Origin of the sequence: Paenibacillus agricola (assembly GCF_011440305.1) — a bacterium.
Taxonomy (GTDB): Bacteria; Bacillota; Bacilli; order Paenibacillales; family NBRC-103111; genus Paenibacillus_S; species Paenibacillus_S agricola.
Genome location: NZ_JAAOIW010000006.1, coordinates 363718 through 379806, shown reverse-complemented (window position 1 = coordinate 379806; position 16089 = coordinate 363718). Strand labels below are relative to the sequence as shown.

Annotated in this window: 10 protein-coding genes; 2 read left to right on the top strand and 8 right to left on the bottom strand. The window is 48.2% G+C overall.

The genetic code is table 11. The annotated features are described in order from the left end of the window. Positions 1 to 26 precede the first annotated feature (26 nt). Positions 27 to 1511 (bottom strand): glutamate synthase subunit beta, encoded by a 1485-nt coding sequence (locus G9U52_RS19025; RefSeq protein ID WP_166152208.1) that lies wholly within the window; start codon positions 1509 to 1511, stop codon positions 27 to 29. Positions 1512 to 1761: 250 nt separating this feature from the next. After that, the gene (gltB, locus tag G9U52_RS19020; protein WP_166152207.1) at positions 1762 to 6354 is read right to left on the bottom strand and encodes a glutamate synthase large subunit; all 4593 of its coding nucleotides are present in this window, start codon (positions 6352 to 6354) and stop codon (positions 1762 to 1764) included. A gap of 421 nt (positions 6355 to 6775) precedes the next feature. On the opposite strand from gltB, the gene G9U52_RS19015 reads away from it, so the two are divergent. Then, positions 6776 to 7354: a thymidine kinase gene (locus G9U52_RS19015; protein ID WP_166152206.1), complete on the top strand. Its 579-nt coding sequence runs from the start codon at positions 6776 to 6778 to the stop codon at positions 7352 to 7354. A 110-nt stretch (positions 7355 to 7464) separates the two neighbouring features. On the opposite strand, the gene G9U52_RS19010 is transcribed toward G9U52_RS19015, so the two are convergent. From G9U52_RS19010 to G9U52_RS19000, 3 genes are all read right to left on the bottom strand, one after another. Continuing rightward, complete coding sequence (locus G9U52_RS19010; RefSeq protein ID WP_166152205.1) at positions 7465 to 7668, bottom strand: hypothetical protein; 204 nt, start codon at positions 7666 to 7668, stop codon at positions 7465 to 7467. A 207-nt stretch (positions 7669 to 7875) separates the two neighbouring features. Further along, complete coding sequence (locus G9U52_RS19005) at positions 7876 to 9324, bottom strand: (Fe-S)-binding protein (protein ID WP_166152204.1); 1449 nt, start codon at positions 9322 to 9324, stop codon at positions 7876 to 7878. Positions 9325 to 9327: 3 nt separating this feature from the next. Beyond that, the gene (locus tag G9U52_RS19000) at positions 9328 to 10842 is read right to left on the bottom strand and encodes an FAD-binding oxidoreductase (protein WP_166152203.1); all 1515 of its coding nucleotides are present in this window, start codon (positions 10840 to 10842) and stop codon (positions 9328 to 9330) included. A gap of 311 nt (positions 10843 to 11153) precedes the next feature. Between G9U52_RS19000 and G9U52_RS18995 the strand changes: the two genes are divergently transcribed. Further along, positions 11154 to 11852 (top strand): FadR/GntR family transcriptional regulator, encoded by a 699-nt coding sequence (locus G9U52_RS18995; protein ID WP_166152202.1) that lies wholly within the window; start codon positions 11154 to 11156, stop codon positions 11850 to 11852. 256 nt (positions 11853 to 12108) lie between these two features. Here G9U52_RS18995 and G9U52_RS18990 read toward each other — a convergent pair whose 3' ends face one another. From G9U52_RS18990 to G9U52_RS18980, 3 genes are all read right to left on the bottom strand, one after another. Beyond that, positions 12109 to 12999 (bottom strand): ROK family protein, encoded by an 891-nt coding sequence (locus tag G9U52_RS18990; RefSeq protein ID WP_166152265.1) that lies wholly within the window; start codon positions 12997 to 12999, stop codon positions 12109 to 12111. Positions 13000 to 13015: 16 nt separating this feature from the next. Beyond that, a complete protein-coding gene (locus tag G9U52_RS18985) occupies positions 13016 to 14020 on the bottom strand; it encodes a zinc-dependent alcohol dehydrogenase family protein (RefSeq protein ID WP_166152201.1) in 1005 nt (334 codons plus the stop codon). 84 nt (positions 14021 to 14104) lie between these two features. After that, a complete protein-coding gene (locus G9U52_RS18980; RefSeq protein ID WP_166152200.1) occupies positions 14105 to 16027 on the bottom strand; it encodes a sensor domain-containing diguanylate cyclase in 1923 nt (640 codons plus the stop codon). Between the last annotated feature and the right edge of the window lie 62 nt (positions 16028 to 16089).

Here is a 16089-nt window from a genome sequence, read left to right as displayed (position 1 = left end):
TTTTGCCAGCTGACTTCGGTGTTTACTTAAGGCAGGTTCGAGGAGCCCATCAAAAACCGGTCGCACTCACGTGCAGCTTCACGGCCTTCGTTAATCGCCCACACCACCAAGCTTTGTCCGCGGCGCATGTCACCAGCGGCAAATACGCCGGCTACATTGGTCGCATAGCTGCCATACTCAGCCTTCGCATTGGAGCGTGGATCCTTCTCCACGCCCAGTTGGTCAAGCACCGAGCCCTCTGGACCCATGAAGCCCATCGCGAGCATGACCAGCTGTGCCGGGTACACCTTTTCGCTGCCCGGTACCTCAACAGGTACAAAACGCCCCTGTGGATCCATTTGCCATTCGATCAGGACCGTGTGTAATTCCTTCACATTGCCGAATTCATCGCCAACAAATTTCTTGGTATTGATCAAATAATGACGTGGATCCTCACCCTGCAATTCTTTCGCTTCTTCTTGCCCATAATCGACCTTAAGCACCTTGGGCCATTCCGGCCATGGGTTGTTGGCAGGCCGTTGCTCTGGGGATCTCGGCATAATTTCGAACTGGGTAACGCTTTTACATTTATGGCGGATGGATGTGCCCACGCAGTCCGTACCCGTATCCCCACCGCCGATAACGATTACATCCTTGCCTTCGGCAGAGATGTATTGGCCGTCCTCATGCTTGGAGTCGAGCAGGCTTTTCGTGTTCTTGGAGAGGAACTCCATCGCCAGATGGACGCCGTTCAACTCACGGCCCTCGATGTTCAAGTCGCGGCCTAACGTAGCCCCGCCGCATAAAACAATCGCATCGAACTCTTCCTTGAGCCGCGAAGCGGGAATATCTTTGCCGATCTCGGTATTGGTTACGAAGGTAACGCCTTCGGCTTCGAGCACCTCGACCCTGCGCTGTACATACTTTTTATCCAGCTTCATATTGGGGATCCCATACATCAGGAGTCCGCCGACCCGATCGGCACGCTCATAAACGGTTACGGTATGCCCTGCTTTATTTAATTGTGCTGCACATGCTAACCCGGAAGGGCCAGAGCCGACTACCGCCACCTTCTTGCCTGTTCGAACAGCCGGAGGCTCGGGTACAACCCAGCCCTCCGCAAAACCTTTATCGATTATCGACTTTTCAATGTTCTTGATGGTGACGGGGGATCCGCTCAAGCCCACGGTACAGGAGCCTTCGCAAGGCGCCGGACAGACACGGCCTGTAAATTCTGGGAAATTGTTCGTTTTGTGCAGGCGCTCCAAAGCTTCACGCCATTGCCCTTGATAGACGAGATCATTCCATTCAGGGATCAGATTATTGACCGGGCAGCCAGCCGCCATACCGCTAATTAATTTGCCCGTATGGCAAAATGGAATCCCGCAGTCCATACAGCGGGCGCCTTGCGTTTGTAGCACATCTTCCTTCAGTGGAACACTGAATTCGTTCCAGTGACTGATTCGCAGCAGTGGAGAGGCTTCACTTGGAAGCTGGCGTTCATATTCGATAAACCCGGTTGGTTTCCCCATCTTTTTACCTCCGATTTTTGATGAAAGTGTTATCCACTTAATGAAAGCGCTCTATTATTAGTTTAAAAGCTTGGGGTCGCTAGTCATTTTATAGAGCAACAGCCGTTGAAAGAGCTAGACTACCCAAAGGCAGCTAATCCATACTCTTCCAACATCGGTCGCTAGAGCTTATCACCTGCTCACCGACGTGCTTGCTTCTATATCCTGATAGCCAACTCCAAAGCTTACAAAGCTGATATATAAATAACGATTAGTTACCGCCTACGCGGGATAAATCTTTCATGTTTTCTTCGAAAGCGACGAGCATTGCTTCCTCCTGGCTAAGACCGGAACGTTTTACGCGTTCAATCGCTTCAAACATCCGTTTGTAGTCCTTCGGAATAATCTTCACGAATTTCCATACATTTTCTTCCCAGTTTTTCAAAATCCGGTCAGCTACTGGGCTTCCTGTAAAGGTTTCATGCCGCTGGATCATGTTGCGCAGCTCTTCGGCTTCGAAGGTTTCCTCAACCTGCTCTAGGTACACCATTTCCTGGTTGCAGTTGTCCTTGAAGGTGCCATGCTCATCAAGCACATAAGCAATACCACCAGACATCCCTGCAGCAAAGTTGCGTCCTGTTGGACCCAATACAACCACACGTCCACCTGTCATATATTCGCAGCCATGGTCGCCCACGCCTTCGACTACCGCACGGACACCTGAGTTACGTACGCAGAAACGTTCACCAGCCATACCGCGGATATAAGCATCCCCATCGGTTGCCCCATAAAAGGCTACATTCCCGATGATAATGTTGTCTTCGGCAACAAAGCTGGACAGCTCTGAAGGGAATACGGTAATTTTACCGCCGGATAAACCTTTGCCTACGTAGTCATTGGCATCGCCTTCTAGCGAAAGCGTGATGCCCTTCGGTACAAAAGCGCCGAAGCTTTGGCCAGCCGAGCCATTAAAGTGCAGCCGGATGGTATCATGAGGCAAGCCTTCACGACCATAACGGCGAGTCACTTCACTGCCGAGAATCGTTCCGGTAACGCGGTTTACGTTGCGGATTGGCAAGCTCACATGCACATGCTTCTTATGCTCCAATGCAGGGGCGCAAGCCTCTAGCAAATGCTTCATATCCAACGAAGCTTCAAGTCCATGGTCTTGTGCCATTGAGCAGAAACGCCCAACATCATCGCCCATATCCGGTTTGTGCAGGAGCGGAGTCAAATCAATGCCTTTGGCTTTCCAATGGGCAATAGCTTGCTTCGTTTCCAAATATTCGGTATGGCCAACCATTTCCTCAATTGTACGGAAGCCAAGCTCAGCCATCAGTTCACGCGCATCCTGAGCTACGAAGTTCATGAAATTCACGACATGCGCAGGATCGCCTGTATATTTCTTGCGTAACCGCGGATTTTGAGTAGCGACGCCAACTGGGCATGTATCTAGATGGCAAACCCTCATCATAATGCAGCCTAATGCAATAAGCGGAGTTGTAGCGAACCCGAATTCCTCGGCACCAAGCAAAGCAGCAACAACAACATCGCGTCCTGTCATTAGCTTACCGTCTGTTTCTACGGTAATCCGGCTTCTCAGGTTGTTCAACACCAACGTTTGGTGCGTTTCAGCAAGTCCAAGCTCCCAAGGCAAGCCCGCATGGCGGATACTTGTTTGTGGGGAAGCTCCTGTACCCCCATCATAGCCACTGATCAAGACTACATCAGCTTTACCTTTGGCTACGCCTGCAGCAATTGTGCCGACACCCACCTCGGATACAAGCTTAACGCTGATTCTTGCGCGTGGATTAGCATTTTTCAAATCATGGATCAGCTCTGCCAAATCCTCGATCGAATAAATATCATGATGCGGAGGCGGCGAAATTAAGCCTACACCTGGTGTTACGCCACGAACCTCGGCAACCCATGGGTATACCTTAGTGCCCGGAAGCTGGCCACCTTCGCCCGGCTTTGCGCCTTGTGCCATTTTGATCTGAATTTCATCCGCATTGACCAAATAGTTGCTCGTAACACCGAAGCGTCCCGAGGCTACCTGCTTGATCGCACTGCGGCGTGAATCGCCATTCTCATCTGGAATGAAACGGTCGTGGTGCTCACCGCCCTCACCGGTATTCGATTTGCCGCCAATGCGGTTCATGGCAATACCCATGTCCTCATGTGCTTCCTTCGAGATGGAACCATAGGACATCGCACCCGTTTTAAAGCGTTTGAATATCGATTCAGCCGATTCAACCTCATCAATCGAGATTGCCTCCCGCTGTGATTTAAACGAGAACAAGGCACGAAGCGATAAAAACTTCTCGTCTTGGTCTTGAATTAACGCAGCGAATTTTTTATAGGTATCATAATTATTCGTTCTAACCGCTGCCTGCAGGGCATGGATCGTTTCAGGATTGTACATATGCTCCTCAGCGTTTTTACGCCATTGCAGCTCTCCGCCTGTATCCAATGCATTGTCGCGTCCTTCTTGCTCGGAATATGCACGTTGATGGCGCAAGATTGCCTCTTGGGCAATCACGTCAATCTTGATGCCGCTAACCGGTGTATAGGTCCAAGTGAAATATTTATCAACAACGGATTGATCCAGACCGACAGCTTCAAAAATTTGCGCGCCACGGTAGCTTTGGATCGTAGAGATACCCATTTTGGCCAATACTTTAACCACGCCTTTGGTGGAAGCCTTGACGTAATTGTAGAGAGCCTTTTCTATCGGAAGGTCTTTTAATTTCTTCTGGTTGGCAAGATCGATCAGCGTTTCCAGTGCCAAATAAGGATTGATTGCGCTAATTCCGTAACCAAGCAGTAAGGCAAAATGATGCACCTCACGTGGTTCGCCGGATTCCAGCAGCAAGCCTACCTTGGTACGGGCGCCTGTGCGGATCAAGTGATGGTGAAGGCCGGATACAGCCAACAAAGCAGGAATAGCGGCATGCTGTGCATCTACGCCTCGGTCGGACAAAATAAGTAAAGTCGCCCCTTCAGCTATGGACTGGTCGGCAGCTTCATATAAAGCATCCATTGCCTGCTCCAAAGCTTCCACACCTGCGAAAGGATCAAACAATATAGGCAAAGTAACAGTTTTAAAGCCATCCCGATTGATTTCACGCAGCTTGGCAAGCTCTGCATTCGTCAAAATTGGTGTAGCCAAACGAATCTGGCGGCAGCTTTCAGGCTCTGGATGGATCAGGTTGCGCTCAGGGCCAACGGTTGTTCCTTGAGCCGTAATGATTTCTTCAAAGTTGGAGTCAATCGGCGGGTTCGTCACCTGCGCAAATAGCTGCTTGAAGTAGTTGTACAGCAATTGCGGTCTGTCTGAAAGCACAGCAAGAGGGGCATCGTAGCCCATGGAGCCCAGTGGATCCACGCCTGTTTTGGCCATAGGCTCAACCACTTTACGGATGTTCTCAAACGTATAGCCAAATGCTTGCTGGCGTTGCAGCACGGTTGCGTGGTCGGTTTCTGGGACGTGAATTGCCTCTTGAAGGTCCTCCAAAGAAACCAAATGCTCATCGAGCCAAGCACGGTAAGGATGCTCCGAAATAATCGGTGCTTTGACCTCTTCATCCGAAATAATACGCCCTGCTACTGTATCGATAAGCAGCATGTGACCAGGCTGTAAACGCTCCTTGCTCGCAATCCGTTCAGGAGCAATATCAAGCACGCCTACTTCAGAGGCAAGAACAATCAAGTCATCCTTTGTAATATAATAACGCCCTGGACGTAGTCCGTTTCGGTCCAAAATAGCACCGACCATCCGGCCATCCGTGAAGGAAATAGCCGCCGGACCATCCCAAGGCTCCATCAGGCAACTGTGGTATTCGTAGAACGCTTTCTTCTCATCGCTCATCGTTTGGTGCTTGGACCATGGCTCTGGAATCATCATCATCGCCGCGTGTGGCAAGGAACGCCCAGAAAGCCTTAAAAATTCCAGCGTGTTATCAAACATCTGCGAATCAGAACCGTCTGTATCTATAATGGGAAGGATTTTTTTGAAATCGTCACCAAACAAGTCTGTATCGCACATGGCTTGACGTGCATGCATCCAGTTCACATTACCGCGAAGTGTATTGATTTCGCCGTTGTGGATAATATAGCGATAAGGATGTGCGCGCTCCCAGCTTGGGAATGTATTCGTACTAAACCGGGAATGAACAAGAGCAATCGCCGTTTCAAATGCCGGATTTTTCAGCTCCAGGTAGTAGTTATCTACTTGCTCGGGAGTTAGCATGCCTTTGTAAACAATTGTACGGTTCGACAAGCTGGAGAAATAGAAGGATCCCCCACCCTCAATGGAACGAACTGCATTTTCTGTAAGCTTGCGAATGACATAAAGCTTGCGCTCAAATGTCAATTCATCCGCTCCCTGAACAGCCGACCCAATAAAAATTTGACGAACAAACGGCTCTGCTGATTGGGCGGAATCCCCCAAAGAGGAATTGTCCGTAGGAACCGTTCTCCAACCAATTAGCTTTTGCCCGATTTCCGTTATGGTCGCTTCAAGAATCTGCTCACAGGCAGTACGTGCAGTTGCGTCTTGTGGAAGGAACACCATGCCCACACCATATTGCCCTGGTTCAGGCAATTCGATATGTTCACGGGCAAATTCCGCTTTAAAAAAGCTATGTGGAATTTGCAGCAATATGCCTGCACCATCCCCAGTGTTGCTTTCACTACCCTGGCCACCGCGGTGATCCAGGTTACAGAGAACTTTCAATGCTTGACCAACAATTTCATGGGAAGGCTTTCCCTTAATGTTAGCAACAAATCCGATACCACATGCATCATGCTCAAACTGTGGATCATAAAGACCTTGTTTTGCTGGCAATCCTTTTCTGCTCATGTTGTACAACCTTTCTTTCATGTAAAGTTAACTTCCACACTTGTTTAACGACATTGACTGATAAATCGTATAACGTTTTAAGAGATAATATATTTAATATTAACATCTGAGTCCTAACATATCAATTTAAAAAATAGCAAATTCTCGATTAAAAGCTAACTTTTTCTGAAGAATTGTTCCTATTATTCGGTTTTTCCCCCTTTTAAGGATGTTAAAACCTAACATGAGATTATTAAAAAGCAGAACACAGGCTAATCTACCGTAAATTTGGCTAGAATACCTTCCTCAACGAGGCATAATAGTGGCTTCACAACAATCGCTATATTATACGACCAATATACAAATAATGGACCTATACATTTCTAAAGCATCCTGTGCTATGATAATGGACATATTTCAGCGGAGAGGACTGTCTACCTACGTGGCCAAACTTTATTTTAGATATGGTACAATGAATAGCGGCAAATCTATAGAAGTATTAAGAACCGCCCACAATTATGAGGAGCAAGGCAAAAAAATCCTGCTCTTTACACCCTCTATTGATAACAGGCATGGTGTCGGAACTGTAGCATCACGGATTGGCATGGAGAAAAAAGCCTTTATCGTCGATGATCAACTCGATATGATCAAGCTTGCTGCCACCGAAAAGCCCAATTGTATATTATTGGATGAAGCCCAATTTTTAACTAAGAACCAGGTCCAGCAGCTAGCTGATATTGTCGATACGTTGGATATTCCTGTAATTGCGTATGGTTTGCGTGCAGACTTTATGGGTGTATTGTTCGAGGGCAGCTACCACCTGTTGGCCATAGCCGATAAAATTGAAGAAATTAAAACCGTTTGCTGGTACTGCGATAAAAAAGCGATTATGAATATGCGCTGCAAGGATGGGCGGCCTGTGTTTGAAGGGGAACAAATCCAAATCGGCGGCAATGAAAGCTACTTGCCTGTATGCCGTAAATGTTATGCATCAAAACGCAAGGAAGCTCATACGCTTTAGCATGGATGTCCACACAAGGGGACTAGGCAGTCGGATCCATCGACATGCTTGGTCTTCTTTTTCATGTATAAACAAAAAAAGCCGTCCTCCAGCTACCTGCTTGCACAGGATTACCAGTTGACCAGCTCTTTTACTTTTTTTAATGAAAACCCCGTTTCATTAACTAAATCCATCACATTGGCATGGGGATGATTATACAAAAAATCTTTTATTATATGAGTTTCTTCTATATATTGCTTTAAGCAGTCATTACACAAAACATTTTTTTGCTGTATGTGCAGAACTCCGCAGCCTTGGCAGTTGGATAAACTCATATATTCACCCCGTCCTAAGTATTCATTCCGTCCCTGTCTACATCCTCATATACTCCCTATTTAACCAGTTTCGTGGGTTAAGAAGCAATAAGGGTATCTACCATACGTATTCGAAGGGCGGTTTTTTTTAGGGGGGGTGCAAATGAAAACCGAGAATATATTTGAACGCCTTCCGGCGTTATCGGACCCATGCTTAATACATAGAACTTAGATGGTCTTTTGTGGCATCTGCGGCTCCTGGAAATGTACAGCTTCGGCAAGAAAATCGATCAAATGGACGGCTTTACGGTTGCCGCCTTCTGCAGAACGGTGAATGCCCCATTGCATTTGCAGCAAGCAGCCAGGATTGGCTGTGATGATCGTCTCTGCCTGGGTTAGGTCCACCAATTCCATCTTATGGTCCAGCACCTGTGTCGACATTTGCGGCTGCGTCAGATTGTAAATGCCTGCCGATCCACAGCAGGTGTCCGCACTTTGCAGCTCATTAAGCTGCACGCCAGGAATCAGCTTGATCAAGTCGCGCGGCTGCCGGTGTACACGCATAACATTACGCAAATGGCATGAGTCTTGGTAAGTGACCTTTGTTGGGAGAGCGGTCGGTGCAACCGGCTTTAATTCAAGCGGCCGGCCGTAATCCAGCAGCAGCTCGGATACATCCTTCATGCGGCCGACAAAGTCCCGCGCCGCGGAAATCATCGACGGATCAGCGTGAAGCAGATGGTCGTATTCCTTCAAGCTTGCACCGCAGCCACCTGCGTTGCTTGCAATGTAGTCGACGCGGGCGTTAGCGAACACGTCGATGTTTGTGCGGGCGAGCCCACGGGCGCTGTCGCCTTCGCCTGCATGGGCATGGAGGGCGCCGCAGCAAGTCTGCGCTTCCGGTATGACTACCTCGAAGCCCGCTTCGGACAGCAGCTTGACGGTGTTCACATTCGTCTCTGTGAACAGCACATCCATGATGCAGCCGCGGAACATGCCCACACGGGCAACCTTGGCGCTAGTGCCAGCCTGCGGAATGACAAGCATCCGCTGTCCATTACTGGCTGTTTCCCAAGCAGCGGCAAGACCGAGCTTTTCCCATGCTACAATGACGCCATCTGAGGAAGCCTGCGGCAGGATCTGCTCCATTTCCCGCATATGTTGCGGAAATAGGTTCATGACGCCGCTTTTGCGCGTAACGGTTTGCAGACCTGAACGCTGGTACAGCTTCAGCAATCCACCTACTAAGCGCATCCGGCCGTGGTTCGGAAACAACCGCTCCATAAACAAGGTGCGAACTGCTTTGACATGCCATGGAAATTCGGTCTCTGCTGTAATCGACTCCCGAGCCTGCTCGATCAACTGGCCGTATTTCACATCTGACGGACAGGCTGGTTCACAAGCGCGGCAGCCTAGGCAAAGATCCATTTGCTCCTTGAACTGTTGGCCCGGCTCCATGAATCCGTCGGCTACAGCCTTCATCAAGGCAATCCGTCCCCGAGGAGAAGCTGCTTCCAGTCCGGTTTCATTAAACGTAGGACAGGCAGTCTGACAGAAACCACAGCGCATACAGTTGGTTAACTGGTCATAATCCAAGGTCGCCACTAATTTAGTGGCGAGCGATTGAGTTTGAGTCTGAATTTGTGTTGGTGTTTGTGTTTGTTGTTTGGCTTCCATCTTTTAACCCTCCTCCTGAGCAGATTCCTTTACCGCTATAGGCTGCTGGCCGTGTTCTTGCTCAAGCCCATGTCCTTCCAGAGGCTCCAAAGGCGTAAAATCATCCGCCCCATTTTTATATACAATCCGTTTACGTGTCTCTGCGAACAGCTTCCCTGGGTTTAATATATGATCGGGGTCAAATGCCGCTTTAATTCCTTTCATAATGTTAACTCCAGCTGCACCGACCTTCCATTCGAGAAAGGGTGCCTTGACCATTCCTACCCCATGTTCGCCGGTTATCGTCCCGCCCATAGCTATCGCAACTGAGAAAATTTCCTCGAACGCCTGCTCCACACGGTGAAGCTCCTCAGGGTCACGAGCATCCGTCATCGCTGTTGGATGCAGGTTGCCGTCTCCAGCATGCCCGAAGGTGCAAATCTGCACGTTATATTTGAGCGCAATTCGCTGGATCTCCAGCACCATATCGGCTAGGCGTGAGCGTGGTACGGTCGCATCCTCCAGAATCGTTGTAGGCCGAAGGCGTGATAGAGCAGCGAGTGCACTTCGCCGCGCTTCCATAACCTTCGCTCCTTCTTCAGGAGTAGCCGCGATCTTCACTTGAATCGCCCCTTGCTGGCGGCAGATCTCCTCGATTTTCAGCAAATCCCGCTCCACGAGCCTTTCATCGCCATCTTGCTCAATCGCCAGAATCGCTTCTGCATCGGTAGGCAACCCGATCTTGGCAAAATCCTCGACCACCTGGATTGTCGCTTTATCCATAAACTCCAGCGTACAGGGTGTAATCCTGCTGGCGACAATCTGTGATACAGTCCTCGCCGCAGATTGTAGATCAGCAAAAATCGCAATCATCGACCGCCGATATTCCGGTCTTGGCACCAGCTTAACAGTCGCCTCCGTCAAGATCGCCAGTGTGCCACCTGAGCCTACAAGCAAACGGGTCAAATCATAGCCCGCCACGTCCTTGACCAGCTTGCCTCCTGTTCGAATAATCTCTCCGCTTGCCAGCACAGCCTCCAGGCCAATCACATAATCCTTTGTTGTGCCATATTTAAGGCCGCGCAACCCACCTGCACCGAGTGCAATATTGCCGCCCATTGTACAAATAATCATGCTGCTTGGATCGGGTGGATAAAATAACCCCGTTTCCTCAACTGCTAGATGGAATTTTTTCGTATTCAAGCCGGTTTGGAATGTTGCTGTCAGATTGTTCTGGTCGATCTCAATCAGCCTATTCATTCGAGTCATGACCATAACGAGCCCCCCCTGCATGGGGACTGTGCCTGCACAAAGATTACTCCCGGCTCCACGGCCGATCAGAGGAATTTTATGTCGTGCGCAGACCTTCATAACCGCGGAAACTTCCGCAGTCGAAGCAGGAAACACGACACCATCCGGCATAGCTTGGTAAAGCGGTGTAGCATCATAGCTATAGGAAACGAGTGTTTCTGTGTCGTGCTTATACCAGCCCGGTCCAACTGCAGCTTTGAATTCTTCATGTATAGATGGCGCTATCATTGATAAGCCTCCCGTTTTATGGTGAGTTGCACATTAAATTAACGAATTTGCTTAGTAAGAAAGAATGGGATTGCAACTCGCTTAGCGTTGCTTATTAAGCCCTTCTGTTTTACAATTATATTTAGTGAAAATTAATCAGGTCATCTGATGACTTTTATTATAAGAGCTTCTTTTCTACTATGTCAATATAGGGCTACGCTTTTTTTCTGTGTGTTGTTGTATCATTTATAAGCTATATGATTTAATGACCGTATAACTTATTGATTTATTATTGATGTATCATCCTACTATAAAAAGGAGGGACTACTTTCATGCTGATCCCCAAAGCTTCCACAGTTGTTTCCGATGCTATCCTTGGGCAGATTATTGAGGGCAAATGGCTTGTTGGCACTAAGCTTCCCTCTGTGGAAAAGCTGGCGGTCTTGTTCCAAGTCGGGCGGTCTACTATCCGAGAAGCTATAGCCTCTTTAAAAGCACAAGGCTGGGTGGATGTGCGCCATGGCGGAGGCACCTTTGTACTTAAAAACAAAGAGCCCGCCAATGAAATTTGGCAGGCTCCTGAAATTCAGGATATTCAACAATTAAAAGCTTGGATCGAGCTCCGATATATTCTTGAAACGGAAAGCGCCCGTTTAGCGGCTAAACGCCGCACCGAAGAGCAATTGGCCATTTTGAAGCAAATTTCAGAGGATATGATGGCTCTCCAAGATGAAAGCTTGCTGGATGAAGCCGATATCCGTTTCCACATTGCGATAGCCGAGGCGTCAGGCAATCCGTTGCTTGCAGGAACACTTGAATCGCTATTTTCTTCTATGGGTCCCGTAATGCGTGAAAGCCGCCGCCTCTGGCTATTTGCTGAACAAAGTGAAGCTTCTAGGCTGTCCGAGGAGCATTTCCTACTGGTCGATGCCATCAGTCTAGGCATTCCCGTCGTTGCCAAGCAGCGCATGGCTACCCATTTGCGCAAGGTTGAGCAAACGCTCATCAGGCTACAGGGCGTGGTGCGGTAGCTGGTGCGCTCATGCTACTTAGGCACTGCAACGACTACATGTGCAGATGTACCCTCACAGCGGGCGGTAATCGTCCTGCCAGCAAAGAACTTCGCGCCCTCGTGCGACCACCACACAGCGGACGGTGGATCTCACGAGGGCGCGTGCAGCTTGCACATCGTGGTGCTGCGCCCTCAGCGCACGTAAGCAGCGCCTTGCTTTGGCTCAGCCCCCGGGTCGACCGCTACTGCCCATGAGCTATGAGCTAGCTGCTGGCTTAGCGTACAGCCTGTACGCGCTCAAGCTCGCGTTTGGCCAGTACCAGCGCTCCGCTAAGCCCTGCATTGTCGACCAAGCCAGGCGATACGATATAGTGGTCGATGCCGGTGGCCAGCTCTTCTTTTTGTATATAGCCGTTTAGCATTTGAATGACATGTGCATGGATTAGCGGAAATAGCTGCTTTTGCTTCATCACGCCGCCGCCCAATATAATTTTTTGGGGGGATAAGATATAGATGAAGTGCACAACGGCTTGCGCTAAATAGTAAGCTTCAAATTCCCATACTTTGCTGTTCTGCTCCAGCTCGTAGCCTTTTTTCCCCCATCTCTTCTCAATCGCCGGGCCTGCAGCCATACCTTCCAAGCAATCTTGGTGGTAAGGACAATTTCCCGCGTAGGTATCCTCAGGATGGCGTTTGATCGGGATGTGGCCCATTTCGGGATGAAGCAAACCATGCAGCAATTTGCCCTCTACAATAGCTCCCGCGCCAATTCCTGTGCCTATCGTTACATATACACAGCTGTCTAACCCTTTAGCCGCCCCCCACTCTGCTTCTCCAAGCGCTGCTGCATTCACATCCGTATCAAAACCGATTGGGACATGGATATGTTTTTGAAGCTCCTGCAAAATCGGATATTGGTTCCAGTGCGGCTTCGGTGTTGTTGTCACATAACCATAAGTAGCACTTTCTTTATTTAAATCTACCGGTCCAAAAGAACCGATGCCAATAGCTTCAACCTGCTTTTCTTTGAAAAAACGAACGACCTGGTCCATCGTCTCCTCTGGTGTTGTTGTGGGAAAGCTAACGCGATCTAGAATCTCACCGTGCTCATTGCCTAAACCACAAACAAATTTGGTTCCACCTGCTTCAATTGCCCCTAAAATCATTGACATAAATCTCCCTTCAGTAAACAATGACCGCTTTGGTCACATTCATTTTAGCATAATCACCCATCATTTGCGGCACTTCCTCCAACGAAAATCGATGGCTGATCAAAGGCTCCACCTTGACAAGCTGCTGAGCAATGAGCGCGATCGCCTCTTCATGGGTATGTGGATTAATAAAGGAACCTAATATACGAAGCTCCTTTGAGAAAATAGCAAAAGGCGAAACCTGGATTTGTGTTGCCGGGTTGGCGACACCAAAGAGCAGCACCTGCCCGCCTTTATGGGCAGCCTCAATGGCCAGCTCCATCGAATCCTTGCGCCCCACACATTCGATGACTACATCGAATTCATCCCTTAACTGCTCCACAACCAAAGCGGTCGGCTGCACGACCTCATCAGCGCCTAAGGCAAGCAGCGCTGCATGCTTCTCGGCAGCAGGCTCGCTAACCACGATTCGTGCCGCGCCTTGCCTTTTCACCAATTGCAGGAACAATTGTCCAATAAATCCGCCGCCTATCAGCAATACGGTATGAATCGGGCGGATATCTACTTTTTTGAAGCCATGCAGCACACAGCCAAGCGGCTCGACCATAGCGCCTTCGGCAAAGCTCAACGAATCCGGCAGCAGATAACAATTCGCGGCTGGAGCTACGCAATACTCACCCATCCCCCCATCACGCGTGACTCCAACTGCTTGAAGGTGGTCACATAGATGCGACTGGCCATTACGGCAATATCGGCAGCCCCCACAGTATATATTAGGATCTATCGATACACGATCCCCTATTTGGAGCTGTTGCACATGCTCACCACATTCCGTTACGACTCCGGCCAGCTCGTGGCCGAGCACAATGGGCGGGGTTACGGCTGCTGACCCCGGATTGCCGTGATAAATGTGCTGATCTGTGCCACAAATCCCACAGCCTTTGACTTGAATCCTCACTTCATCGGGCTTAAGCCCAGAATTCTCCCATTCCAAAACTTCAATCTGGTGAGGTGCTTTTAATACGGCAGCTTTCATTGTAAGATCCCCCTTGTTCTTTTATGTAACCGCTTTATCCTTATTTTTCATATTCACTTGAATGAGGAGCTCTAGTCCATCTTGCTACAAGCTCGCCAAAAAGGTCAATCTATTTTTGCCATTCTTTTTGGAAACATATAGTTTCCTGTCCACATCTTGAATGAGCGCTGATGCATCCTTATGCTTGGCAGGGTCAAAAGATTCAAAGCCCGCACTGATCGTGACGATTTCGAGCGGACTGCCTCCATGCTTCATCCCCAAATCAGCAATGCCGCGTATTAGCGCCAGCGACAACTCATAAGCTATGGTTTGCTCCGTGTTACGAAAAATAACAGCTATTTCCTCACCGCCAAATCGATAAACACGGCCCGTTTCTCCACAATTCTTTTTGAGTGAAGCTGTGATCGTCTTCAATACACTATCCCCACGGTCATGTCCATAGGCATCATTGTAATTTTTGAAAAAATCAATATCACAAAGCATGATACAAAAGAGAGCCTGCTCCGTAATTAGCTGTTCAATATCCTCATCAAAGGATCTGCGATTGTTGACACCTGTAAGTCCATCCAATAAAATTAGCTGCTTTAATTGGTCATTAGCTACGGCCAGCTCCCGTGTTCGTTCCTCGACTTGCGTTTCCAGCAGTTGGTTCGAATTATGAATCTCCTGGGACATCTTGCGAAAGGCCTCGGAGAACAGCCCGATTTCATTTTTATGGAGCTCAGGCTCAGGCAATTGGACATTCCCTAGGGCTACAGCTGAATAATTACCTTTCGAAATCATAACAACAGCTTGCTTAAGCAATTGGAATGGATATAACACGCTGGATCTAACAATAACGTAAACCATGCAAATGATGACGATTAAAAAAGTAAGCCCTGATACCAGTACAATAAAAGCCGTCGTTTGAGCAGAATCTGCTATAAGACCTATAGGATAAACCGTCAAAAACAGCCATCCGGGGCCTTCTATTTTCCCAACGGAGATGAATGCATTCAGTTTTTTATCAACAATCACCTTCACTCCACCATCCAAGAGCTGAGATACGTTGGAGACTTGATCATAGATATGTTGAATGGCAGGGTCATTGAGCTTGCTGATGTGCAGGATGCCATCGTTTTTTTTAATTTCGTCCAGCTTGTCGGGATGCGCAATCAAGTTACCGTCCATGCTTATAACCATATTATAGGAGCCATCCATACTCTCCGTAATAAAATCATTAATTAATGACGTCAAATAAACATCGTGGCTTGGTGTAATCACATGTTTTCCTTTATAGTCCACAGGGCGCTGGTACGTAATCATCCAGTCTTTGGCGGTTAAATCGTAGTACAGCCCTGACCACACGGGCTTACGCTCAGGATTGCTCGCTTGCAAGGACGCTTTGACCACAGCACCTGCTGTCATATCCAGACCAGGCTTGGCATTAAGGCCCCAGGGCTCGTCAGCCCAATATAAGATAATGGCATTCTCAGGCAACGTAGCATGCAGATTAGCAAAGCGGTTAGAGGTTCCAGGCCCCATTCGGGCAATAAGCTGATAGCCAAGAATTAATCGCCTTTTCAATTCATTGCTAAACTCCGTTCGTCGATTGCTGATAAATGCCGAAACATATTTTTGTGAAATCCCATCCTTTAAAATCTTTCCATCGAAATACTCACGCCTCAATCTGGTAGCGCCAAATTCATCCTTAAAATAAAAATCATCAAACTCCTCATATAAATTGGGCGGGGCAGTCTCGTAATTCGTTAAAAATTCCTTTTCGAAGATTTGTAGGTTTTCTTTGGCTAATTCGAAAATATCACTGTCTTTTTTTATTTTGTATGTTGTAAAATCTTTAAGCTGGCTGAGAGCAAGATCCTCTGACCTTTGATATACGTACCCATAGGCAATACCCGAGGAAATCAATGTAATGATAAAAGAGCCGATAATTATTTTCATGACAATCTCGGATGTAATCGTATTAAATTTCGGCCTAATTAACCCCTTCAACCAGCTACTGTCCATAGATGCTCCTCTATTAAAAATAAATAAGGTAATTCTTTGAATTATAGCATAAACTTACTTCC